This is a genomic window from Chitinophaga sp. Cy-1792, assembly GCF_011752935.1.
Lineage (GTDB): Bacteria > Bacteroidota > Bacteroidia > Chitinophagales > Chitinophagaceae > Chitinophaga.
Genome location: NZ_VWWO01000001.1, coordinates 21,492 through 47,078 on the forward strand (window position 1 = coordinate 21,492; position 25,587 = coordinate 47,078).

The window sequence follows — 25,587 nt, forward strand, 5'->3', positions numbered from 1 at the left end:
TATAGTTATGACGCCTTTGTTTAATCGGGACCTTAGCTGGTTATCATTCAATTTCCGGGTACTTACCATGGCACAGGACCAACAGGTACCTTTATATGAGCGAATAAAATTCCTGTCCATATTTTCTTCTAACCTGGACGAATTTTTCAGGGTAAGGATGCCGGCAATCATGGCGGTAAACAAACTGCTGGAAAAGGAACCGGATGCCGGCGGGGATGAAACTGTCAGCCAGGATACGCTGCGGCAGGTATTGACCGAAATCAACCGGCAGCAGGAAACCTACGGGCAGATACTTACCAGAGAAATCCTGCCGGCATTAAAAGATCGGGGTATTCACCTCTGCTATAATGAGCCGTTTACTGATCTTCAGTTAAAACTAACAAAAGAATATCTGCTTACCAGCATACTTACTTATCTGCAACCGGTATTTCTTGCCGACTCTGAAAAAGACTACTTCCCGGAAAACAACGCATTGTATTTCGCGGTGTCCCTATCCAGCCGGCAAAAGCCTGATCAGATCAAATATGCTTTGCTGAATATACCTGCCGCCCTGCCCCGCTTTTTTCAACTACCAAAAGAAGACGGACTGGCGCAGATAACCATGCTGGATGATATCATCCGCTATCACCTGGATTATATCTTCCCCGGATACCAGATCAATGGCTGCTATAGCTTTAAGCTGACCCGTAATGCAGAAATGGATATGGACGAGTTTAAGGGAGATATACTGGAAGAAGTAGAAACGCTGATCCGGAAACGCGAGCTGGGCGTGCCTACCAGGTTTCTTTTTGACGCTGCAATGCCAATGCCATTGCAACAGTACCTTTCCGGTTACCTGAAAATAAAACCGGAAGAAATGGTGGCTGGCGGCAGGTACCATAATCTCAAAGATCTGAACGACTTCCCTTTACCGCTCCCGCTGACAGATGTATTCTACCCTAAAAATACACCTGCTAAAATAGCCATGGCAGCTGAAACTGATCATATCCTGGACCTGATACAACGCCAGGACCTGATCGTGCACGTGCCCTATCAGCGCTATGATTATGTTCTGCGATTCTTTAACGAGGCTGCCATAGACAGGGATGTTACAGAGATATATGTCACGCTGTACCGCATTGCATCCGGCTCACAGATAGCACAGGCACTGATTACCGCCGCTAAAAATGGTAAGCAGGTGACTGTATTCGTGGAGCTGAAAGCCCGCTTCGATGAAGCGAATAATATCCGCTGGGCAAAGCGGATGAAAGATGCCGGCGTTAAAATCGTATATAGCATACCGGGTATGAAGGTGCATGCAAAAACTGCGCTGGTGAAGCGTAAGCGTGGTTACTACCATGATTATTCAGGGCTGATAGCCACCGGCAATTTCAACGAAAGCACCGCCCGTTTCTATGCAGATCACATCCTGTTTACCTCCCATCCCGGCATAACGCGGGAAATGGAACTATTGTTTCTCTACCTTCAAAGCAGGGAGCAACCGGCAGATTATCAATACCTGGAGTTCAAACATTTGCTGGTGGCTCAGTTTAACATGACTGACCGCTTCAAATGGCTAATAGACCGGGAGATTGCCAATGTCCGGGCAGGAAAACCCGCCAGGATCACTATCAAGTTGAATAACCTGCAGGAAAAAGCCATGATAGCCAAGCTATATGAAGCCGCCGAAGCAGGTATCAAGATAGATCTGATCGTTCGAAGTATCTGCTGCCTGGTGCCTGATCCCAATATTAAAGTGGTACGCATTGTGGATAGGTTCCTGGAACATGCCAGGGTATTCATTTTCCATAACGACGGCCAGGAAGAGATCTATATGGGCTCCGCAGACTGGATGAACCGGAACCTGCACAGGCGCATCGAAGTATGTGTGCCGGTATATGACCCGGCCATCCGCCGGCAGCTGAAAGACATAGTAGACCTGCAATTACAGGACCCTGCACATGCACAATCTGCAATAACAGCGTATATCGGGAAAATAGAGTAAATTACAATTATTGAATATTTTGTTTATGAAGAAGTACGTATGGATGTTGATGTTGAGTCTCGGATTTATTATTCCCGCAGCCAACGCTCAAACACATAACCTGGATTTAGAACATATCTACAATCCAACTGCCGATGCGAAGAAAGATTTAACCGCAGCCATTGCCCAGGCAGCAAAAGAAAACAAACATGTGTTGGTTCAGATTGGCGGCAACTGGTGTATCTGGTGCAAACGCTTCTACAAATTCACGGAAGATGATGCAGACCTGAAATCAGCCATGGAAAAGAATTATGTGGTATATCACCTGAATTATAGCAAGGAAAATAAAAACCTGCCTATATTAAAAGAGTTAGGTTATCCACAGCGTTTCGGATTCCCTGTAATCGTTATCCTGGATGCCAAAGGCAACCGCCTGCACACCCAGAATTCCGGCCTGTTGGAGTCAGCAGATTCCTATGATAAGAAGAAAGTACAGGATATGCTGAAACAATGGAGCCCGGCAGCATTACAGCCATCTAATTATGTCAATGAATAATTAAAGCTATGGCCACAGATAATGGCATCACCTACTTTGATACGGATGCTGTGCAATCTTTCATAAGATTTGCACAGCATCCGTTTAAGTTTTCAGCATTCATGTTCTGGAAACTACCCGCTGCATGGACTTCCGGCGTCAGGCTGGTATCGGTATCAGAGGAGCAATGTGTAACCAGTGTACCTTATATGTGGCTATCGCAAAATCCATTTAACTCTACCTATTTCGCATGTCTGTCTATGGCCGCAGAACTAAGCACAGGACTGCCAGCCATGATGTATACCCAAAGTACAAAAGCACATATATCCATGCTGGTTACAAGTATGCAGGCAGATTATATGAAGAAGGCAGTAGGTAAAACATATTTTACCTGCACGGATATTCCTGCCATGAAAGCAGCCATGGAGCAGGCCATCAGGGAAAAAACACCAACATCAGTAACTGTTCGTTCAGAAGGTAAAAATAAAGATGGCATACTCGTTGCCTCATTTGCAATCACATGGTCTTTTAAATCAAAGTAAATCTGTTAACAAAATATCCTAAGTTATGAAGATAGCATTTCATGGCGCCGCCCGTACAGTAACGGGTTCCAAGCACCTGATCACTCTGAAGAGTGGTAAAAAAATCCTGCTCGATTGTGGTATGTTCCAGGGTATGGGAAAAGAAACAGACGCATTAAACAGGGAGTTTGGCTTCGATCCGAAGGAAGTCACGTACATGGTGTTGTCTCACGCTCATATTGATCATACCGGCCTTATACCGCGACTGATCAAGCAAGGCTACAATGGCCCTATCTATTGTACGCCAGGTACCAGGGATATGGCAGAAATTCTCCTGCTGGATTCTGCAGAAATACAGGAAGATGATATCAAGTTTTCCAACAAGAAACGCGCAAAAGAAGGCGCTCCTTACCTGCAACCACTTTACACAGTGGAAGATGCTAAAATGTCTATCGGCTTTCTGAAACCAACCGGCTATAACACCTGGACAAAAATAGACCCGGATATCCAGGTTATGTTTACAGATGCAGGACATATCGTAGGCGCTGCCGCCGTGCATCTCCGCATCACTGAAAACGGCAAGACAGAACAGATTACTTTCAGTGGTGACATCGGACGCTATAACGATGCTATTCTCAAATCTCCTGCTGTTTTTCCACAGGCAGATTATATACTGATGGAATCCACCTACGGCAGCACACTCCACGCAGATGCCAAACCTGCCGATGATGAGCTGCTACGTTATATTCAGCATACCTGCGTTGAAAAAGGCGGAAAGCTGATCATTCCTGCATTTAGCGTTGGCCGTACCCAGGAATTATTATATGCACTGAATAATGCACAACTGTCCGGAAAACTGCCGCATATCGATATCTTCGTAGATAGTCCATTATCCACGGAAGCGACCGAAGTTACCAAAGAGCATCCGGAGGTGTTTAATAAACAGGTGTCTGATCTGCTGAAACGTGATAACGATCCATTTGATTTTCCTGGCCTGCGCTATGTAAAATCAGTAGACGAATCCAAGAACCTGAACTTCAGGAAGGAACCTTGTGTGATCATTTCTGCTTCAGGTATGGCGGAAGCAGGAAGGGTGAAACACCACATCGCCAATAATATCGATGATGCGAAAAACACCATCCTGATCGTAGGCTATTGCGAGCCCGAATCATTAGGTGGCCGCCTGATGCGTGGCGCCAAAGAGGTATCTATCTATGGTACCCGCTTTGAAGTAAACGCAGAAGTAGGCGTTATCCGCTCCATGAGTGCCCATGGCGATTATGAAGATCTCAGCCAGTGGCTCTCCTGCCAGGACCCAAGAGAAATTAAAAAGCTCTTCCTCGTACATGGAGAATATGAAGTACAACAAATTTTCAGAAACTGGTTACATAAAAAAGGATTTCTCGATATTGAAATCCCTTACAGACATTATGAAATCGGATTAACCTGATAACAGTATAAAGCTTTTGTTCAACAGGCCGTTTCTACCCAGTAGAGACGGCCTGTTGTTTTTCCACCTCTGCTCCTGTCCGGGTCACCGGCCTATTCGTCCAACTCAGGGACTTTCATTATGTCAGGCGCTATCAGCGACGCAATTTTGTGTCATCATCATTCACACATAAAACTCCTGATATTATGAAACAGAAAACAACTACACTTATTTATTGGACAGGCGTCATCTTAACTTCTTTATGGTTTGGCGCAAGCGGTTTCTTTGAAATCACCGGAAACCAGATAGTATGGGGCATTACGCAGCAACTGGGTTACCCTCCGCACTTCATCTATTTACTTGGAATAGCGAAATTATCCGGTGTAGCAGTGTTGCTGGTACCAGGTAAATTATTACGATTAAAAGAATGGGTTTTTGCAGGTGTATTTTTTGATATCCTATTTGCCTTTGGCTCAAAGATAGCAGTGCTGGGATTTGCAGCTGCCACAGACGCCATAGTAGCATTTGTAATGGTGTCAGTAACCTACATTATGTTCAGAAAATTATATAGGGTAGACATCACACCAAATACAACGGAAACAGTATTTGGCTGATTATTGACGGGGTGTGGAAGCGGGCTGCGGCCCGCTTTCTTTATGCTTCAGTTGATTTTCCCTTAATGATTTTCTCGCGGTGATGTTTTCCCCATTTGATCATCTCCAGGATGATATCTCCGAAAGAACGGCAATAATCAGTAGCGGTATACTCCACTACCACCGGATAATCAGGCGTTACTGTTCTTTTTATCAGCTGATTGGCCTCCATCTCTTTTAACTCCCGCGATAGCATACGGGTAGTTATGCCCGGAATGCTGCGCTCTATCTCACGGAAACGGTGGTTACCGTTACAGATCGCATTGATGATAGGCAGCCGCCATTTGCCACCGATCACATAGATCGTGTCCTGCAGCGCCTGCACTTCATCTTTCTGATTGCGTGGATTGGAAAGGACTTCCTTCACCAATTCCAGTCTTTTATCATCTTTCATACTGGTATACTCTGTGATACTGGTTACAAAGTTATACCAATCTCACTATAACTTTGACAAAAAATAAAAAAGCCATGAAAGGATTAACAAATAAGGTGGCGGTTGTCACCGGCGGAAACAGCGGTATAGGATATGCTACAGCAAAGGTTTTGAAGGAACAAGGCGCAGATGTGATTATCACCGGCCGCAGGAAAGAGGCCGTGGAAGCGGCGGGACAGGCACTTGGCGTTACAGCAATGGTATCTGACCAGGGCAAAGTTGCTGACATTGAAGTCCTTGCAGAAAATATTAAACAGCAATATAGTAAGATAGATATCCTGTTTATCAATGCCGGCATATTAGGCGGCGCAGCCATCGAAGATGCAGCTGAGGAAGTGTTTGACAGCGTAATGAACGTTAATTTCAAAGGAGCTTATTTTACCCTCAGTCGCTTTATTCCATTACTGAACGAGGGAGCTGCTGTGGTGTTCCTCTCTTCTAATACCGCACATATGAACCGCCCCAATTCGTCCATATATTCTTCCAGCAAATCTGCGTTGAACGCCATTATGCGGACGGCGGCCATGGAGCTGGCACCACGAAAGATAAGAGTAAATGCCGTGAGTCCGGGACCGATAGAAACGCCTATCCTTGCTAAGCAAGGCCTGAGCGATCAGCAGCTGAAAGACTTACAGGCACTTATCATCAGCGAAGTTCCTTTGCATCATATGGGAAAACCGGAAGATGTAGGTAAGATGGTGGCACATCTCTGCAGTCCGGAAGCCAACTTTATTACCGGCGCCGAATTCGTTATGGACGGCGGTATGAGCGTTGCCTGATAAAATAAAAAAGCCGTCTCTACGTGTAGAGACGGCTACCTAAAAGAAGAGCAGCGTTACTTCCAACCACCCCCCAAATCTCTATAAACATTAACGACAGCATTCAGCTGATCTCTTTTTGTTTCTATCAGATCGAGTTTAGCCTCGAGTGCATCACGCTGCGTCATCAGTACCTCGAAATAATCTGCCCTGGCTGATTTGAACAGATCATTAGCGATATCGATGGATTTAGATAATGCATCTACCTGCTTAGATTTTATATCATAACTCTTATCCAGGTTATTGATATTAGACAACTGGTTAGATACTTCTATATATGCATTCAGAATAGTGCGTTCATAGTTGTACATAGCCTGTATTTGTCGTGCATTGGCACTGTTGAATTCAGCTGCAATAGCATTACGGTTGATCAACGGCCCTGCCAGATCACCTGCCAGTGAAGATAACAGCGACTCAGGGAGTCTGAACAGGTAATCAGGTCTGAATGCCTGGAAACCCAGTGTAGCAGAGATCCCGAAAGAAGGGTAGAATTCTGCACGGGCTACTTTCACATCCAGCTTCGCAGCTGACAGGTCCAGTTCGGCCTGTTTGATATCCGGGCGGTTAGCCAGCAGCTGTGAAGGAATCCCCTGTTGTACCATCGGCGGCAGCAATGCCAGGAAATTGCCCTTTTCTCTTGGAATCTCCTGTGGATAACGACCTAATAACTGATTGATCTTATTTTCCGCTTCTTTAATCTGCTGCAGGATATCGTATTCCATACTCTGCGACTTCAATACCTCCGCTTCAAACTTCTTCACACCCAACTCAGTAGCCCTGGCAGCTTCCTTCTGGATCTTAACGATATCCAGCGCGTTTTTCTGCAGTTCTATTGATTGTCTGACGATCAGTAATTGATTATCCAGTGATAACAGCTCGTAATAGGAATTAGCTATTTCCGCGATCAGGTTAGTGATAACGAAGTTCTTACCTTCTACTGTAGATAAGTACCTCGTAACAGCTGCTTTCTTGGAGTTATGCAGCTTTTTCCAGATGTCCACTTCCCAGTTGGCATAAGCAGAGATATTATAATCTCCCAGTACTTCAGGTACTGTTTTTCCCGGTATGATTTCAGCGGAAGCATCACCAGCGCCCTGGCTGGTATACTTTCCTACCTTCTCGTAACCGGCGCCTATCCTGCCACCTACGGTAGGCAGTAATGCAGCTTTTTTAGAACGGATATCGTTTTTAGCGATTTCTATTTCCTGTAAAGTGATGTTCAGTTCCTGGTTATTTTTTAACGCAGTATCGATCAGGTTTACAAGGTCTTTATCGGTAAAGAATTCCTTCCATTGTATGGAAGCAATATTTGTTGAATCCTGTTTATCATTATAGGCCTGAGGCACACTTTTGTTCTCATTTACCTGAACAATTGCAGGCACTTTACAGCTTGCAATTGCCAGGCAAATTCCCAGTGCTCCAATACCTTTATTTATCTTTTGCTTATGCATATACTTTATTCTCCTCGATTTCTTCGGTTAATGGATTTTCATCTTCCTTCTTCACCAGTTTCCGTTTAGAGGCAATAGTTCCGAATATGTAGTACAATCCAGGAATTACCAGTACACCGAAAACTGTTCCGAACAACATACCACCCGCAGCAGCTGTACCGATGGTTCTGTTACCTACCTTACCCGGGCCACTGGCAAATACCAGCGGAATAAGACCGGCAATGAAGGCGAAGGATGTCATCAGGATAGGACGGAACCTTACCTTGGCACCTTCCATCGCAGCCTTCAATACAGAGATACCTGCTTCATGTCGCTGTGCAGCAAATTCCACGATCAATACCGCGTTCTTACCAAGCAAACCAATCAGCATTACCATCGCAATCTGCGCATAGATGTTGTTTTCCAGGCCCATTACCTTTAACAGGAAGAATGCACCGAAAATACCCGCTGGCAACGATAAAATTACCGCCAGTGGCAGAATGAAACTTTCATACTGTGCAGAAAGGATCAGGTATACGAAACCAAGACAGATCAGGAAGATGTAGATCGCCTGGTTACCCTGCGCTACCTCATCTTTGGAAATACCCGCCCAGTCGATACCATAACCTCTTGGCAATGTTTTCTTCGCTACTTCATCAATAATCCGGATAGCCTCACCACTACTGTAGCCTGGCGCTGCAGAACCACTGATCTGTGAAGAGCTGTACATGTTATGCCTGGTATTTTCAGACAAACCATACACTTTGGTCATCTTCATAAATGCAGAGAATGGCACCATTTCATCACGGTCGTTCTTCACATATAATTTCAGGATATCCTCCGGCAAGGCCCTGTATTCAGGGGCTGCCTGCACGATCACCTTGTACTGACGATCGAATTTGATAAAGCTGATCTCATAGTTACTACCTACCAGTGTGGATAAGGTATTCATCGCATTATCGATGGTAACACCTTTCTGTTGGGCAAGGTCATTATCCACATCCAGCATATATTGCGGGAAGCTGGCGCTATAGAAGCTGAACACAGAAGCTAACTCCTTACGTTTACTCAGCTCTTTCACAAAATCGTTGCTCACCTGCTCCATCTTATGGGCATCACCCATACCGGCTTTATCCAGCAAACGCAACTCGAAACCACCCGCAGCACCATAACCAGGAACGGCTGGTGGCTGGAAGAATTCAATATTCGCGCCGGTGATATCTTTCGATTTCTCTTCCAGCTCATTGATGATTTCCTGTGCAGAATGCTTACGCTCTTCCCAGCTTTTCAGGTTGATCAGACAGGTACCGGAGTTAGAACCTGTACCCTCTGTCAGGATCTCATAACCCGCCAGTGCAGACACAGATTTAACACCTTCTACCTTCTCCGCTATCTTCTGAAGTTTTTCAGAAATTTCATTTGTTCTTTCCAGAGATGATCCCGGAGGAGTCTGGATAATAGCGTAGAACATACCCTGGTCTTCATTCGGGATGAAGCCGGAAGGCACGCTGCCACTCAGGAAGTAAGTACCAATACTGAAGGCCACCAGCATACCGAAGGTGACTACTCTTCTATTGATAATTACACCCAGGATTTTCTGGTATTTATTGGAAGTTTTATCAAATCCTTTGTTGAAACCATCCAGGAATTTATCTACAGGAGATTTCTTCTTCTGTTTACCATGGTTGTTTTTCAGGATCATGGCGCAAAGCGCAGGTGTCAGCGTCAACGCTACGATACCCGACAGGATGATCGCCGTAGCCATGGTGATAGAGAACTGGCGGTAGAAGATACCTACAGGACCCGACATGAACGCCACCGGAATGAACACCGCCGCCATCAGGAAGGTGATAGCAATGATAGCACCGGCAATCTCTTTCATGGCCCGTTTGGTAGCCTTGAATGGTCCGAGGTGCTCTTCTTCCATCTTCGCATGCACTGCCTCAATTACCACGATCGCATCATCCACTACCACACCGATAGCCAGTACCAATGCGAATAAGGTGATGAGGTTCAGCGTGATACCGAAGAACTGCATAAACACGAAAGTACCGATCAGGGATACAGGTACTGCCATGGTAGGGATCAGCGTAGAACGCCAGTCGCCCAGGAAGAGGAATACCACGATACCCACCAGGATAAAGGCTTCTACCAGGGTGTGTAACACCTTTTCAATAGAAGCATCCAGGAACTTGGATACGTCGTAACTGATTTCATAATCCATTCCTTTAGGAAAGGAAGTCGCTTTAATCTCTTCCAGCTTGGCTTTTACGTCTTTAATAACCTGCTGGGCGTTACTACCGTATGATTGTTTTAATACCAATGCCGCTGAAGGGTGACCATTCAGACTGGAATAGATATCGTACATGGAGCTACCAAACTCAATCTCAGCAACATCTTTCAGGCGAAGGATCTCACCGTTGGCATTGGAGCGAAGGATAACGTTTTCGTATTGCTCCTTGCTGTTGAACCTTCCGGAATATTTCAGTACATATTCGAACGACTGTGATCTTTTACCGGAGCTTTCACCTGTTTTACCCGGAGAGGCTTCCAGACTTTGCTTATCCAGTGCATCCATTACTTCATCTGCAGAAATCTTGTAAGCCAGCATCCTGTCAGGTTTCAGCCATATCCTCATGGCATATTCCCTGGTACCCAGGATGTCCGCAAAACCAACTCCGTCTACACGTTTGATTTCCGGCAGGAGGTTAATGTCTGCGAAGTTGAACAGGAACTTCTGGTCGGCCTTGGGATCCGTACTGAAAAGGTTGATGTACATCAGCATGTTCGATTCTTCACGGCTGATCTTCACCCCTTCACGTACAACCAGTGGCGGCAGTTTATTGGTTACAGAAGCCACGCGGTTCTGCACGTTCAGTGAGGCCTGGTTAGGGTCGGTACCCAGATTGAATACTACCTGAATATTGGCCTCACCGTCATTACCGGCGCTGGATTCCATGTATTTCATGCCGGGAACACCGTTGATGGCGCGTTCCAGCGGAATAATCACTGACTTAATCATCAGGTCACCGTTAGCACCAGGATATTCTGCTACTACGTTTACTTTCGGTGGCGAGATAGATGGAAATTGGGTAATCGGTAACTGGGTCACAGCAATCACACCAAGGAATACAATGATGAGAGAGATTACTATTGACAGTACCGGTCTTTGTATAAACTTATTTAACATTTCTCTACGTTATTGGTAATTGAACAACTACTCCGCTTTTAATCTCAGGTGAGAGATAATGTCTGCAGGCGCTTTATACTCAAAGTTGATCTTATCATCATCTTTGGTTTTCTGTACACCATCCAGCAGGATTCTGTCTGACTCTGCCAGACCATCTGTAACAACGTACAGGTCAGGCATGCGGCTACCAACAGTGATCAGTCTGGATTTCACATTACCATCTTTATCCACCAGGAACACGTATACTTTATCCTGGATTTCATAAGTGGCTTTCTGTGGGATCAGCAAAGCATTTTTCAGTGGCATGTTCATCAGTACCTTACCTGTTTCACCGTTTTTCAGGAGTTTATCAGGATTAGGGAACTTAGCCCTGAAGGCGATGTTACCGGTTTCGTTGTTGAACTCACCTTCAACGGTAGTTACTTCTCCGGTATATTTCAGCTGGGTATTGTTGGCCAGCAGGAGATTTACCTTGTTATCACCACGGCTTTTCAGGTTCGTTTCATAGTCCAGGTATTCCGGTTCGGAAACGTTGAAATACGCGAACATCTGGCTGTTGTCGGAGAGGCTGGTGAGCAGCTCACCATCATCCACCAGGCTACCAGGTTTTTTAGGGATACGGTCGATGATACCATCAAATGGCGCCTTGATTTCGGTGAAGCCGAGGTGGAGTTTAGCCATGGCGATTTCCGCTCTGGCCTGGTCCAGCTTCGTTTGCGCTACCGTTTGTTCATTTTTGGAGATAATGTTTTTCTCCGCCAGCATTTTAGTATTCTGCAGTTCTACCTCTGCAGCTTTAGCTTCTGCCTCTGCTTTCAGTAATTCTGCCTCATACATTTTAGGCATCATTCTAAACAGCACCTGGCCAGCTTTTACGTACTGACCTTCGTCTACCAGGATGGTCTGGAGGTAACCTTTTTCCAGGGCACGGATTTCAATATTTCTGACAGATTTAATCTGAGAAACATATTCCTTCGTAAAAGACGTATCCATCCGTACAGGACTGGTGATCGTGTATTTACTGGCTTCTTCTTTCTCTTCTGGTTTCGATTTACAGCTTGTGTAGCATAGTACCGCAGACAAGCCGGCGAGCATGACAATTCTATTCATGATAATTAAAAAGGATATTATTCGACAAGTTGGTTGGAAGTAAATAGTTAAGAGAACCTGCAATCAGCATGAGTCAACGACCAGAGGTAAAGCATGGCACGGCAATGTGTAGATAAGAATGGTTTCTAGCTAAATACATATATACCAGGGCCTACATGCAAGCATGAGCCGAGACGTACAAAGCAGGTCAGATCCTTAAAACACCTTGTAGGATATACTTGCAGGATTCCTGCCCGATATCGGAAGACGGGGCTTTAAAGTATTTATGTAGGTTACTTAATCCAGATGGGGAAGTCTGGTAATACGCTATGAGAAAGTATTTGAATAGTAATTTGAATTTGACAGAGAAGCACTCCGAATTATCATTTTCCTCGATAGTTTCACTGATCATGTACGCCTTATCCTCGTTGGGAGATTCATCATTCATCAGTACAAAATCCTGAGCGGGAGAAGCCTTGATGACATGTTGTGTTCTGTCGGTAAAGGGAGCGTGTGTATTGCAGATGCCATTCCGTTGCGTCTCCGCAAACAAGCGTACATCCCCTCTGAATAGAAGGAGGCACAGGCATACAAAAAATACAACTACTCTCATCTGTTCGCCAAAGGCTATTAAAATAAAATTAGAATTCGATTAGAACGTAAAACAACTTCATAAATAGGAAACTTAAGACATGCACTTCAAACTTTAAGGAAGATTTAATATTTCAGGGAAGGGTACGGCGCTACTTTTGCAAAGTTAATTAATAAAGTTTCTTTACTATTTTCAGGGTGGGATACAGATCATGAGGATACAAACATTCAGTGCATTCAGGAGTCGCAATTACCGACTTTATTTCAGTGGACAATCCATTTCTCTTATAGGCACCTGGATGCAGAAAACGGCTGTCAGCTGGGTAATTTACGCCCAGACTCATTCCAAATTCATGCTGGGATTAACACTGTTCGCCAGCATGTTCCCTTCTTTTGTATTCTCTTTCCTCGGAGGGGTGGCCTCAGACAGGTACAACCGTTACAAATTACTGCTCGTGACACAGTTTGCCTCCATGTTGCAGGCAGTACTGCTCACGCTGCTTATTTATTTCCGGCATTACCAGGTATGGCAGATTATTGCCCTCAGTGCACTGCTGGGGTTGATAAATGCATTTGATGTGCCTGCCCGCCAATCGCTGGTATATGAAATGGTGGAAGATAAGGCAGACCTTCCCAATGCTCTGGCATTAAATTCCTCTATGGTCAATCTTTCCAGGTTAATCGGGCCGGGTATTGCGGGTATTATATTAGAGAAATTGGGAGATGATATGTGTTTTGCCCTGAATGCGGTTAGTTTCGTCGCCGTGATCGGATCATTGCTGATGATGAGATTACCCGCATATGAGGCTAAAAAGCGGCAAAAAAAGGTATTTACGGAGCTGAAGGAGGGACTGGCCTATGCCCGGCAAACAACCGCCATTGCACAAGTGCTTGTATTACTGGGGTTAATGAGTCTTTTTGTACTGCCTTACACTACCCTGATCCCAGTTTATGCAAAGGATATCTTCAAAGGCTCCGCAGCCACCTTCGGGGTAATCGACAGTGCCATCGGATTAGGCGCCTTCTTTGGCGCGTTATACCTCGCATCTCTGAAGCCGGGACATAACCTCCGGAAAATACTCGCTGTCAATACGATCATATTCGGTATCGGATTAATATCTTTCTCTCATACTACGTTTTATCCGCTGGCACTGATATTTGCCACTTTATGCGGATTCGGGATGATGTCGCAGATAACCATCAGTAATACCATCATTCAAACAACAGTTGATCCATCCATGCGTGGAAGGGTTATCAGTCTGTACGCCATGGCGTTTTTCGGGATGCAGCCACTCGGCGGATTACTCATTGGTATTATTTCCCAGACACTTGGCACTCCAGACACCGTCATGCTGCAAGGCTTATTCACACTGTGTCTTGGCCTGTATTCATTGCGTCTTATCAGGCGCAGACAGCAACTTATGCAGGAAATACCTGCAAATTCTTTTGCTGAAGTGAAGGAAAATTGAGATTTATTACGATATTTGCATCCCAGTTCTTTGATAGCAATTGCGCCTCGCAAAAAAAATTTCAGGAAATTTGAAAATAAATTTTGCAGTTAAAAACAATTGCCTATCTTTGCAATCCCAAAACGGAAACGCCGCGTTGGTCAAGGGGTTAAGACGCCTCCCTTTCACGGAGGAATCACGGGTTCGATTCCCGTACGTGGTACGAAAAATTAAAAAGCTACTCTCAACAGAGTAGCTTTTTTTTTATGCCTGAAATGTTGATCGCTCCGCCATCTCTCTAATCTTATAAATCGTACCTCTCCAATAAAACTCCAGATGTTTACGGATAATCTCCGTAGGGAAATTACTGACAGTAATAATCAGATCAGTGGCATCATTATTCTCCCTCAGCTCAAACCCAATAACACTATAACTTTCCGGCAAGTCCGGCAACCGTGAAACAGTACTCAGGTGACTATACACCAATCGCCGCTCAGGCTCCCACATCATAACAGTCCCCCTGTTCTCAAAAGCCACATGATGAAACCCGCGTATTACCATTGGCGCATTTAACTGCCAGTCCGTTTCTACAGTAATCCGCATTTCATCACCACCCATCCATATTGGTATCAGTGTTAAATCCGTCAAAATCTGCCATAGCCTGGCTTTTGTACAATTAACCGTTATACTGATGGTAAATTTTTCTGTCATATGCAGATGATTAAAGCGATTTCAAAATAACCGATTGGCAGCGCTTAAAAAAACCGTTCATCTAATTCCGGCAGGAGGATATCCCGGAAATTGCGCAGATAGATACTATCTTTACACTAACCATAATAATAAGTACCCCTATAATGCGCCAGCTTCGTTCTATGCCAGGCTTATCCTCTTTCTGTGCTGCGGTCGTTGCCCTGCTACTTTGTTGTGCCATTATCTTCCAGGGAAATGCCCAAACCGGCGTACCTCACAAATTTACCCACCTCGACATCTCCGACGGACTCGCCAGTAACCATGTCTCTGCCATCATGCAGGACCACAAAGGCTTTATCTGGATCGCCAGCACTGCCCTGCAGCGCTACGACGGTACCAATCTCATAACAGTCGCCAATTTCGATAAAGTCCCCGGCTCTATCTATTATGATGATATCTGCCTGTGTGAAGATAAAAAAGGTCGTATCTGGATGGGAACACCGGAGAATATTCGTGTATACGACCCCGTTACCACCAAAGTCCAGACACTCACCATCGCCGATAAAAGCCAGGTTCCCGAAGGCCTGGAATGCAGCAATATCATAGAAGACCGTAAAGGTATCATCTGGGCCTCCACCCGCGACGGCCTCTTTCAATACAATGAGGCGAGCCAGTCTTTTCACAAAGCCACTATCCTCCCCGAGCCTATCCGTGCTGAAATACAGGACGGCATCCTCGAAGATGAAGCAGGAAACCTCTGGCTAGGCGGCCGCAACGGCCTGTATCTCCTTTCCAGCGACCGCAAACGGGTCTATCATAGTCGCAACAACCCGCAACAGCTGCCCATCTTCAACATAAACCACTCTTTTAAAAAATTCTATACAGATATCCACCACAATATATGGATGGCAGCCCGTGGCGGATATGTCTATAAATACAATCCCGGCAGCCACCAGCTCGACTCCTTCTCCTTCCGCCCACCTCCTGCCACCATGAAGCAGCCACAGGAAAAAGACCCCATCTTTGATGTCTCCGGTGATGTCGAGGAGAATGTCTGGGTAGCCACTGAAAACGGCGGCCTTTTCCGGTATAACTACCACACGCTTAAGTTCGACCTCAATATCACCGGCAACAACAACGACCCGCAGGGATTCCATTTCAACTACGAAGCCAACTGCCTGACCAGCGACCGCGAAGGCCAGCTATGGATCGGCACAGACCATGGCGTGAATATCCTGAGCCTCTACAGTCAAACTTTCCATCAGCTGGATACCAATACAACCTTCTCCAATACCTCCAAACGCCTGCCCACAGGCGAGGTTACCGGTATCTTCCAGAGCACTAACGGCAACGTATATATCGGGTACTGGGGCAAAGGCTTTGCTGTACTGAATTCCAACCTCGAACTCATTAATACTTACTTGCCCGGCAGGGAAGCCGGCGACAATACCATCCCCGAAGAACGTGGCCTGGTATGGAGTTTCGCGGAAATGCCAGACGGCACCATCCTGGTAGGACAGGAAAATGGAAACCTCTCCCTGTACGATCCCATCAAACACCGGTTCACCAGGCACTTTCACGATGCTGCATTCTACGATCAGACACTACTGCACATACTCCCACTGAGTGATACCGCCGTCTGGATAGGCCTGTATAAAAAAGGCCTTGCCAGCTGGAACCCTAAGAACAACACTTTCCACCATTATAAAACATTGCTGGACAGTCTGCATAAACCCACTTCAGTCATGGATATTGAAGCTGGCCGTGATGGCCGCCTCTGGCTGGCTACCAGCAATACCGGACTGGTATTATTCCAACCTGCCACCGGCCAGCTGCTACGCCAGATCAGCTTCAGGTGGAACGACAAAACATACAGCAATGTCACTTCTATCCTGAGAGAAAATGATTCAACCTTACTGATAGGAACGGACCATGGCCTCTGGCTCTTTAATACCCGCACTTTCTACTATGAACCTTTCCTGATAAACAGACAGCCGTTTAATGAGTGGATATTATGCTTACAGGAAGATGACCAGAAAAATATCTGGCTAACGACGCAACACGGCTTTTATAAGCTGCAAACCCGCACAGGAACGCTACTTTCCTTCGTGCAGGGCGCAGATATCATCGACAATAACCGTAAAGTCAGAAAGCGAATCCTCCAACTGCAGAATGGAATGATGATGGTAGGCGCTTCGGACCATGTGGTAACTTTCGATCCTGCCAGCCTGCTGCCCGCGCCGCCACCGCCGGATGTCACCATACTTAATCTGAAGGCCATGGACAGCACGATACAGATCGAAGCAGCGCTGAGAGAAAATCAGCCCGTCCAGCTGAACTACCGCCAGAACTTCATCACCATTGAATTCAAAAGTCTGCAATACCACCCCGAAAAGATCAACTACTACTACCAGCTCGAAGGCATGGACGAAAAATGGATGAACGCAGAAGGCTTGCTGACAGCGCGTTACACCAATCTTCCTCCTGGCAGCTATACATTCAGGGTTAAGGCAGCCAATGCCACCAGCACTTTTTCAGAGCATATAACGGAGCTGCACATACGAATAAAACCGGCCTTCTGGCAAACCAACTGGTTCCGGCTACTGGCCCTGATGCTGACGGCAGCACTCATATATTGCTATTTCAGGCTACGTGTATCGCTCATCAGAAAAGAAGCAAAACACCGGAACGCCGTACAGCAGAAGATCGCACAGCTGGAAATGAAAGCATTACGGGCGCAGATGAACCCGCATTTTATCTTTAATGCACTGAATTCTATTCAGATATTTATGATGAAGAATGAAACGGAATCGGCACAGGCTTACCTTTCCAGGTTTGCGAAGCTGATACGGAACGTGCTGGACAACTCCCAGCTAAACAACATCTCTATCTCCAGGGAAATAAGCATGCTGGAGAATTATATGGAGCTGGAAAAACTTCGCTTCACCGACCAGTTTGAATATAAAATCAATATCGATCCTGCGCTGGATGCGGATATGATACAGATGCCTACCATGATCGTACAACCTTTTGTGGAAAATGCGATCTGGCATGGTCTCGTCCACAAAAAGGACAAGGGCCGCGTAACGATATGCTTCCGCGAGGTGGCAGAGCGGGTACATTGCACAATAGAGGATAATGGTGTTGGCCGGGAGAGGTCTGCGGCAATCAAGCAATTACAGGGCCTCCAGCATTCTTCCAGGGGCTTGCAGATTACCAGGGACAGGCTTTCAATTTTCAGCAGCAAATTTGGTGTGGATGCAGGTTTTACGATCGAGGACTTATATGATGAAAATGGTAATGCGGCAGGGACAAGGGTTACATTATGGTTTCCCGTGGAGCTGAACTAGGATATCGCCCCAAAATCGGCGATAACCGGTGATCGTCAGTTATCACAAACAATCACCTGGTTATCTTCAGCCGATCAAAGGTTAACCAATTTATAAATCAATATTTATGCAAGAAAAAAGCCCCACCCAGGACTTATATAAAAACGAAAGGTGAAAAGATAGATGAAGTACCGTTTATCTGCGAAGTTTTTCAGAAAGAAGAGAACAGAAGAATATGGTATAAATAAAAAAGGTCTCTACTGAGTAGAGACCTTTTTTCGTACCACGTACGGGAATCGAACCCGTGATTCCTCCGTGAAAGGGAGACGCCTTAACCCCTTGACCAACGCGGCGTATCGTTTTGGGATTGCAAAAGTAGGAATATTTTTGAATCCACCAAAAAAAATTTTGATAACCTAAAAATATATTGATTTCTAGATCTATTGATTGTAAATTCGCCTTCGATTTTTTCATATTCAAATCACGATGTAAAATGGGAACTACTCTCAAAATTGGTATTAATGGTTTCGGCCGTATTGGTCGTTTGGTATACCGCCAGATTTACGCAATGCCAGGCATTGATGTTGTTGCTATCAATGACCTCACCAGCCCTAAGCAGTTAGCGCATTTGCTGAAATATGATTCAGCGCAGGGTAGATTTGATGCAGAGGTTAAAAATTCTGACAATTCAATCACTGTAAATGGTGACGAGGTAAAAATATATGCACAGAAAGATCCTGCACAAATTCCTTGGGGACAGCACGATGTTGACGTAGTTATCGAATGTACCGGCTTCTTCGCTGATAAAGATAAAGCTTCTGCTCACCTGACTGCTGGTGCAAAAAGAGTAGTTATCTCTGCTCCTGCTACCGGCGATCTGAAAACTGTTGTTTTCAACGTAAACCATAACATCCTCGACGGTTCTGAAACAGTTATCTCCTGTGCTTCCTGCACTACCAACTGTCTCGCACCTATGGCGAAAGTTCTCCAGGATAAATACGGTATCGTTAACGGTCTGATGACTACCATCCACGCTTACACCAACGACCAGAACACCCTGGATGCTCCACATCCAAAAGGTGACCTGCGTCGTGCACGTGCTGCTGCTGCGAACATCGTTCCTAACAGCACCGGCGCTGCTAAAGCAATCGGCCTGGTTCTCCCTGAACTGAAAGGTAAACTGGATGGTTCCGCTCAACGCGTTCCTACTATCACCGGTTCCCTGACTGAACTGACCGCTATCCTCGGTACCAAAGTTACCGTTGAAGAAATCAATGCTGCTATGAAAGCTGCTGCAAACGAATCTTTCGGTTACACTGAAGATGAAATCGTTAGCTCCGACATCATCGGCATCCACTACGGCTCCCTGTTTGACGCTACTCAGACAAGAGTTCAAACTGTAGGCGATACTCAACTGGTGAAAACTGTATCCTGGTACGATAACGAAATGAGCTATGTTTCTCAGCTCGTTCGCACCGTGAAACATTTCGCTCAGCTGATCTCTAAATAATTAATACAAGCCCCCGCCTCCATGGCAGGGGCTTTGTCTTAAATTCCGCGCAACTACACCATAACAGCAAACCACCGATTTATCTTCGGATGATTCCATGCTTTGTGCTGTTGGTTCCGCGGTTTTTTTTATTGAATACTCTCTCTGTTATAATAAAACTGATACTCCATGAGTAAGTTTTCCGATCATAACTTCAACGGCCAGAAAGCCTTGATCCGCGTAGATTTCAACGTTCCTTTAAACGATAAATTCGAAATCACCGACGATACCCGTATGCGCGCAGCTGTTCCTACCATCAAAAAAATCCTCAAAGATGGCGGCGCAGTTATCCTGATGTCTCACCTCGGCCGACCAAAAGATGGCCCTTCTGATAAATATTCTTTAAGACACCTCGTATACCACCTTATCACCCTCCTCGACGGCGCTACCGTTAAATTCGCTGACGACTGCGTAGGTCCTGTTGCTGAAAAAGCTGCTGCCGACCTGCAAATGGGTGAAGTGCTGCTCCTCGAAAACCTTCGCTTCCACAAAGCAGAAGAAAAAGGGGATGCTTCCTTCGCTGAACAACTGTCCAAACTGGGCAACGTTTATGTAAACGATGCCTTCGGTACCGCCCACCGTGCACACGCTTCTACTGCTGTTATCGCACAGTTCTTCGCACCTGAAAACAGAATGTTCGGCTACCTCATGGAAGCAGAAGTAAGCAGTGCAGAAAAAGTACTGAACAACGCAGAAGCTCCATTTACCGCTATCCTCGGCGGTGCTAAAGTGAGCGATAAAATCCTCATCATCGAAACACTCATGGAACGTGCTAACAACATCATCATCGGTGGTGGTATGGCGTACACCTTCCTGAAAGCACAAGGCAAAGAAATCGGTAACTCCCTCGTGGAAAACGATAAACTGGACCTTGCACTCGAACTGCTGGACAAAGCAAAGGTGAAAAACGTGAAACTGGTTCTGCCAGTAGATTCTGTTGCTGCTGATAAATTCGCTGCTGATGCAAACACCCAGATCGTTTCCAACGATAACATCCCTGCTGGATGGATGGGCCTCGACATCGGACCAGACTCCGTAAAACTTTTCAGCGAAGTAATCAGCCAATCTAAAACCATTCTCTGGAACGGTCCTATGGGCGTTTTCGAAATGGAAGCCTTCCAGAAAGGTACCAAAGGCGTTGCTGATGCGATCGTTGCAGCTACAGCAAAAGGTGCATTCTCTCTGGTAGGCGGTGGCGACAGCGTAGCCGCTGTTAACCAGTTTGGCCTGGCTGATAAAGTAAGCTATGTATCTACAGGTGGTGGTGCCATGCTCGAATTCTTCGAAGGCAAAACCCTTCCCGGAATCGCTGCTATCTAAGCATTTCCACGATAAAATATATTGGAAAAGGTCTCTGTTGAACAGAGACCTTTTCTAATATATACAGATGATCAATTTCATAATATTAATGGGTAACAGGTTTTTTTTATCTTTCAGATAGATTTCAATTAGATAGATATGAATAAACGCTTTATCTGGTATCCTGTTATTATCGGAATATTCGGCGCACTGATCTGGTTCGTACTGAGCAAAGGGCAGGCGCTCCCTATAAAACAGGCCATTTCCACCCCTAATTCCCCGGCAACTGTACTGGCTTCAGGCAGTACCTGGGTTAGGTACCTGGACAACTTCAAACATCCGCTTGCCCTGCTGCTGTTGCAGATCGTGGTGATCATGCTGGCGGCGCGTGTATTCGGAAAACTGGCCAATAAGATCGGCCAGCCCTCGGTGGTAGGTGAAACCATCGCGGGTATTCTCCTCGGGCCATCCCTGTTGGGCTGGGTAGCTCCTTCTTTTTCCGGATTCCTCTTCCCTTCGGATTCTTTAAAAAGCCTCCAGTTCCTGAGTCAGATCGGTCTCGCATTCTTTATGTTCATTGTGGGTATGGAAGTAGACCTCAGCAAAATCAAGAATAAAGCACATGATGCCGTGATGATCTCTCACGCCAGCATTGTGGTGCCGTTTTTCCTGGGCGTAGGACTCGCCTATTTCATCTTTGAAGCATATGCCCCTGCCAATATCAGCTTTATGGCTTTTGCCTTGTTTATGGGCATCGCCATGAGTATTACCGCCTTTCCGGTACTGGCAAGGATTGTACAGGAGCGGAAATTAACAGGCACCCCCCTGGGCACGCTGGCTATCACCTGTGCAGCAGCAGATGATATCACCGCATGGTGTATCCTGGCTATTGTGGTAGCGATCGCTAAATCAACAGGTATAGCGACGGCTATTATTACTATTGCACTTGCTATTGTATTTGTGGCAGTCATGCTGCTGCTGGTACGTCCGTGGCTGAAAAAAGTAATTCAGCGCCAGCTGGATAAATCCAACGAAAAAGGCGCAGCCGGCATCGTATTCCTTGCTTTGCTCCTGTCTGCATGGATGGCCGAAGTAATCGGAATTCACGCCTTATTCGGGGCTTTTCTGGCAGGCGCCATCATGCCTGTACAGGAAACGATCCGCAAGATATTCACCGACAAATTACAGGACGTTTCCCTGCTGATTCTCCTGCCCATCTTCTTTGCATTCACCGGTTTGCGTACACATATCGGGCTACTTACCCAGGGACATCTCTGGGCTGCATTCGGTATGATTATGCTGGTTGCCGTTGGTGGTAAATTCGGTGGCAGCACCATTACCGCGCGCTTAATGGGCTCCAGCTGGCGCCAGTCGGTAAGCATAGGCGCATTAATGAATACACGTGGTTTAATGGAACTGGTAGTGCTCAATATCGGTTACGATCTGGGCATCCTCTCTCCGGAAATATTTGCCATGATGGTACTGATGGCGCTGACAACGACCTTCATGACCGGCCCGCTGCTGGATATTGTGGCTTATTCCGAGCGTAAACAACATGATACCAAAGCGGTTACGGCATAACGCTTACGCCTGTACCCGTTTTGTATTTAATCAAAAAAATATAAAAAGAAGTCCGGTCTCTACTAAGTAGCGGCCGGACTTCTTTTTTCCGGTATATCTAACGATGATGTCTGTATGTTTATTCAGGCAGATGATTAAAGCGTAGCAATACAGGGCTGCATTGCGGATATTATTACACATATTGATCTAACACCTACGCCTGTATTTGCTTAATGGGGCAGGGTGTAGTTATTAAAGCAAAAAGGCCGTCTCTACTCAGTAGAGACGGCCTTTTTGCTTTATATCGTTTATGCTTTATCGTAACCGATGCAGCTTATTTCTTCTTAGTGTGATGTTTCTTCTTGGTGCTGTGGTGGTGAGTCCCTGATTTTTTTGCGGGAGCAGCAGCTGCTTTTGCAGCCGGTGCTTTTGCTTCAGGCATTTTAGCCGGAGCAGGGAATTTAGATTTATCCACAGCGGAAGCTTTATCATCCAGGGTCATTTGAACAGACTCTTTCAGGATTTCTTCCTTATCTGCCAGGAACTGCTTCATTTTATCTTTAGGAATGCGCAGATCGTAGGCATTAGCCGGAGAAGCCATAGCTTTTGCGAAACCAGGGTTCAGGCGGTCCAGTGCTGCGGCGTCCATATCGAGGCCTTTAGCGATGGCTTCCAGTCTGTATTTACCGGTAACGTTTACTTCAACAGAGCTAAAGATTTCATCTTCTGTCAACGGACCTCTTGCTACGGCAGCAACAGGAGCGGCAACTTCTGTAGCATTGGTAACTACAGCTTTGTTATCGTCCATGCTAACACCGAAGAAGTTGTTGAATCGGTCGAGGATATAACCTGTAGCGATGAATTTGTACACGTGGTTACGTGATTCAGCTGGCAGGAAATATTGCATGCCCCAGAAGTCTTCACGGCCGCTGGCTTTCATAGCGCGTTGAACGCCGCCGGCGCCGCAGTTATAAGCTGCTACTACCAGTAACCAGTCACCAAACTGATCGTACAGTTGGTTGAGGTACTGTGCTGCAGCGAGTGTAGATTTATAGAAGTCTTTTCTTTCGTCTACTTTTTTACCGACACTCAGACCGAAGATACGGGCGGTACCTGCCATGAACTGCCACGCACCTACGGCGCCCACTCTGGAACGTGCGTTGGTGTTGAAGCTGGATTCGATAACAGCGAGGTATTTCATTTCTTCAGGAATTCCGTGTTCACGGAAAATCTTTTCCACCATGGCGAAATAAGGCTGGCCCTTTTCGATCATGATGGCGAGGTGCTGGCTGTAACGGGTAGCGTAGTTATTCACATAACCGGCTACCAGGTTATTGTTTATCTGTTCGTAGACTTTTGGGCTACGAATATTGTTAGGCAGACTTTGGGCCGCCTTTTTAACTGCAATGGAAGTAGGAGTAGCGCGAACGGTATCCTTAGGTAATTTTACCCTGGTTTGATTTAATACAGCAGTATCGGCATATCGCGTAGCGATATCCGTCTTTTTAGGTATGCCGTTGCTATCCGCCTTCACAATTCCAAAACTCAATGCTGGCAAGAGCGTAAGTAAAAAGATTTTTCTCATACAATTTATTTTATACAATCGATCCCTGGTTGCGTTCCATCAATTGATGGGCAATGTTTAACAGGTTAGACTCGTCAAACTTCTTTGTGATGATCTGTACACCAAAAGGCATCCCGTTAGAATGCTTCCACATGGGGACCGATATTGCAGGTACACCCGCCAAATTCGCTAAGACCGTGTATATGTCGGCAAGGTACATAGCTATAGGGTCGTCAGTTTTTTCCCCTAATTTAAATGCCGTTGAAGGCACTGTTGGCATTAAAATGGCGTCATACTGGTTGAGAATCTCGTTTAGTTTATCAGCAACCAATCGCCTAACTTGTTGAGCTTTAGTGTAATACGCGTCGTAATAGCCCGAGCTCAGTACAAAAGTCCCCAGTAAGATACGCCTTTTTACTTCTTTACCAAAACCTTCTGATCTGCTTTTCTTATAAAAATCGGTCAGATCGAGGTTTTTTTGTTCCGTTCTGTGGCCATACTTCACACCATCATAACGCGACAAATTGGAAGATGCTTCGGCTGTAGTCAGCACATAATAGGCTGGTACAACATAATCGATCAGGTCAAAACCGCTGCCGGTTACTTCGTGACCATCATCTACCAAAGATTCAAAAAGATCTATAAATGCGTTCTTTATCTCCGGATCAAGGCCATCATGATACAATGCATCCCTTAAATACGCAAATTTATAGGATTTATTGTGTGTGAGACCTGTCTGGTAATCTGGTACTTCTTTTTGAGAAGCCGTGCTATCGAACTCATCAGGTCCTGCTATAATTTGCAGAACTGCTGCCACATCGGCAATATCCTTGCCAAAAACCCCGATATTATCAAAAGATGACGCGTAGGCGACCAAACCATATCGGGATATTCTGCCATATGTGGGCTTTAACCCTACAATACCACAGAAATCGGCAGGCTGCCGGACTGAGCCGCCGGTATCACTACCTAAGCTCACCTGGCAGAGATCAGCCTGTACTGCTACGGCTGAGCCTCCTGATGATCCACCCGGAACACGGGTAGTATCCAATGCATTTAATACCGGACCGTATACGGAGTTCTCATTGGAAGAACCCATAGCAAACTCATCGCAGTTCAGGTTACCGATAATAATAGCATCTGCCTCCAGCAATCGTTCGATTGCGGTGGCAGAATATAAAGCGTTGAAACCTTCCAGAATGTGGGAAGCGCAACTTACATTATGGCCTTTATAGCAAATAACATCCTTGATACCTACCACCACACCTGCCAGGGGGCCTACCGGCTGACCGTTTTTAATACGATCGTCCAGTTGACGGGCCTTTTCCATGGCTTCTTCTTCATATACCTCCAGGAAGGCATTCAAATGTTTTAGCTCCGCTATACGGTTGAGATAGCTACGTACCTTTTCCGTACAGGTAGTATTGCCGGCGTATAATGCTTTATGAAAAGTAGTTATACTGCTGAATTCAGGCAAAGCTAAACCAGTTAAAACA

At 45.8% G+C, this 25,587-nt stretch carries 19 protein-coding genes and 2 tRNA genes; 12 read left to right on the forward strand and 9 right to left on the reverse strand.

Translation table 11 applies throughout. The annotated features are described in order from the left end of the window. Positions 1-7 precede the first annotated feature (7 nt). From ppk1 to F3J22_RS00100, 5 genes are all read left to right on the forward strand, one after another. The gene (gene ppk1, locus F3J22_RS00080; protein ID WP_167013065.1) at positions 8-1,984 is read left to right on the forward strand and encodes a polyphosphate kinase 1; all 1,977 of its coding nucleotides are present in this window, start codon (positions 8-10) and stop codon (positions 1,982-1,984) included. A 25-nt stretch (positions 1,985-2,009) separates the two neighbouring features. Beyond that, positions 2,010-2,519: a thioredoxin family protein gene (locus F3J22_RS00085; protein WP_167013067.1), complete on the forward strand. Its 510-nt coding sequence runs from the start codon at positions 2,010-2,012 to the stop codon at positions 2,517-2,519. An 8-nt stretch (positions 2,520-2,527) separates the two neighbouring features. Continuing rightward, a complete protein-coding gene (locus F3J22_RS00090; protein ID WP_167013069.1) occupies positions 2,528-3,040 on the forward strand; it encodes a DUF4442 domain-containing protein in 513 nt (170 codons plus the stop codon). 25 nt (positions 3,041-3,065) lie between these two features. Then, positions 3,066-4,469, forward strand: a complete 1,404-nt coding sequence (locus F3J22_RS00095; RefSeq protein WP_167013071.1) for an MBL fold metallo-hydrolase RNA specificity domain-containing protein — start codon at positions 3,066-3,068, stop codon at positions 4,467-4,469. Positions 4,470-4,654: 185 nt separating this feature from the next. Beyond that, positions 4,655-5,062, forward strand: coding sequence for a DoxX family protein (locus F3J22_RS00100; RefSeq protein ID WP_167013073.1), 408 nt, complete (start codon positions 4,655-4,657; stop codon positions 5,060-5,062). A 40-nt stretch (positions 5,063-5,102) separates the two neighbouring features. On the opposite strand, the gene F3J22_RS00105 is transcribed toward F3J22_RS00100, so the two are convergent. Beyond that, a complete protein-coding gene (locus F3J22_RS00105) occupies positions 5,103-5,495 on the reverse strand; it encodes a helix-turn-helix domain-containing protein (RefSeq protein WP_167013075.1) in 393 nt (130 codons plus the stop codon). 74 nt (positions 5,496-5,569) lie between these two features. On the opposite strand from F3J22_RS00105, the gene F3J22_RS00110 reads away from it, so the two are divergent. Next, positions 5,570-6,313 carry an SDR family oxidoreductase gene (locus F3J22_RS00110; RefSeq protein WP_167013077.1) on the forward strand — a complete coding sequence of 248 codons (744 nt, stop codon included), beginning with the start codon at positions 5,570-5,572 and terminating at the stop codon, positions 6,311-6,313. 56 nt (positions 6,314-6,369) lie between these two features. Here F3J22_RS00110 and F3J22_RS00115 read toward each other — a convergent pair whose 3' ends face one another. From F3J22_RS00115 to F3J22_RS00130, 4 genes are all read right to left on the reverse strand, one after another. Beyond that, a complete protein-coding gene (locus tag F3J22_RS00115; protein WP_167013079.1) occupies positions 6,370-7,803 on the reverse strand; it encodes a TolC family protein in 1,434 nt (477 codons plus the stop codon). Continuing rightward, positions 7,796-10,972 carry an efflux RND transporter permease subunit gene (locus F3J22_RS00120; RefSeq protein ID WP_167013081.1) on the reverse strand — a complete coding sequence of 1,059 codons (3,177 nt, stop codon included), beginning with the start codon at positions 10,970-10,972 and terminating at the stop codon, positions 7,796-7,798. Before F3J22_RS00120 ends, F3J22_RS00115 begins: the two co-directional genes overlap by 8 nt. A gap of 27 nt (positions 10,973-10,999) precedes the next feature. Continuing rightward, a complete protein-coding gene (locus F3J22_RS00125) occupies positions 11,000-12,082 on the reverse strand; it encodes an efflux RND transporter periplasmic adaptor subunit (RefSeq protein WP_167013083.1) in 1,083 nt (360 codons plus the stop codon). Positions 12,083-12,269: 187 nt separating this feature from the next. After that, positions 12,270-12,674, reverse strand: a complete 405-nt coding sequence (locus F3J22_RS00130) for a hypothetical protein (protein ID WP_167013085.1) — start codon at positions 12,672-12,674, stop codon at positions 12,270-12,272. Positions 12,675-12,864: 190 nt separating this feature from the next. Here F3J22_RS00130 and F3J22_RS00135 point away from each other — a divergent pair, with 190 nt between their 5' ends. Together F3J22_RS00135 and F3J22_RS00140 are read left to right on the forward strand one after the other, a co-directional pair. Next, positions 12,865-14,121 (forward strand): MFS transporter, encoded by a 1,257-nt coding sequence (locus tag F3J22_RS00135; RefSeq protein WP_167013087.1) that lies wholly within the window; start codon positions 12,865-12,867, stop codon positions 14,119-14,121. A gap of 130 nt (positions 14,122-14,251) precedes the next feature. Next, positions 14,252-14,323, forward strand: a tRNA-Glu gene (locus F3J22_RS00140). Positions 14,324-14,364: 41 nt separating this feature from the next. Here F3J22_RS00140 and F3J22_RS00145 read toward each other — a convergent pair. After that, the gene (locus F3J22_RS00145; RefSeq protein WP_167013089.1) at positions 14,365-14,811 is read right to left on the reverse strand and encodes an SRPBCC domain-containing protein; all 447 of its coding nucleotides are present in this window, start codon (positions 14,809-14,811) and stop codon (positions 14,365-14,367) included. A gap of 143 nt (positions 14,812-14,954) precedes the next feature. Here F3J22_RS00145 and F3J22_RS00150 point away from each other — a divergent pair, with 143 nt between their 5' ends. Further along, on the forward strand, positions 14,955-18,140 hold the full coding sequence (locus F3J22_RS00150; protein ID WP_167013091.1) for a sensor histidine kinase: 3,186 nt from the start codon (positions 14,955-14,957) through the stop codon (positions 18,138-18,140). Positions 18,141-18,400: 260 nt separating this feature from the next. Here the strand turns inward: F3J22_RS00150 and F3J22_RS00155 are convergent. Then, a tRNA-Glu gene (locus tag F3J22_RS00155) sits at positions 18,401-18,472 on the reverse strand. Between the two features lie 140 nt (positions 18,473-18,612). Between F3J22_RS00155 and gap the strand changes: the two genes are divergently transcribed. From gap to F3J22_RS00170, 3 genes are all read left to right on the forward strand, one after another. Then, positions 18,613-19,629 carry a type I glyceraldehyde-3-phosphate dehydrogenase gene (gene gap, locus F3J22_RS00160; protein WP_167013093.1) on the forward strand — a complete coding sequence of 339 codons (1,017 nt, stop codon included), beginning with the start codon at positions 18,613-18,615 and terminating at the stop codon, positions 19,627-19,629. Between the two features lie 168 nt (positions 19,630-19,797). Beyond that, on the forward strand, positions 19,798-20,988 hold the full coding sequence (gene pgk, locus F3J22_RS00165; RefSeq protein WP_167013095.1) for a phosphoglycerate kinase: 1,191 nt from the start codon (positions 19,798-19,800) through the stop codon (positions 20,986-20,988). Between the two features lie 138 nt (positions 20,989-21,126). Next, the gene (locus F3J22_RS00170) at positions 21,127-22,548 is read left to right on the forward strand and encodes a cation:proton antiporter (RefSeq protein WP_167013097.1); all 1,422 of its coding nucleotides are present in this window, start codon (positions 21,127-21,129) and stop codon (positions 22,546-22,548) included. 313 nt (positions 22,549-22,861) lie between these two features. On the opposite strand, the gene F3J22_RS00175 is transcribed toward F3J22_RS00170, so the two are convergent. Together F3J22_RS00175 and gatA are read right to left on the reverse strand one after the other, a co-directional pair. Then, positions 22,862-24,112 carry a lytic transglycosylase domain-containing protein gene (locus tag F3J22_RS00175; RefSeq protein ID WP_167013099.1) on the reverse strand — a complete coding sequence of 417 codons (1,251 nt, stop codon included), beginning with the start codon at positions 24,110-24,112 and terminating at the stop codon, positions 22,862-22,864. Positions 24,113-24,122: 10 nt separating this feature from the next. Then, positions 24,123-25,568 (reverse strand): Asp-tRNA(Asn)/Glu-tRNA(Gln) amidotransferase subunit GatA, encoded by a 1,446-nt coding sequence (gene gatA, locus F3J22_RS00180; RefSeq protein ID WP_167013101.1) that lies wholly within the window; start codon positions 25,566-25,568, stop codon positions 24,123-24,125. Between the last annotated feature and the right edge of the window lie 19 nt (positions 25,569-25,587).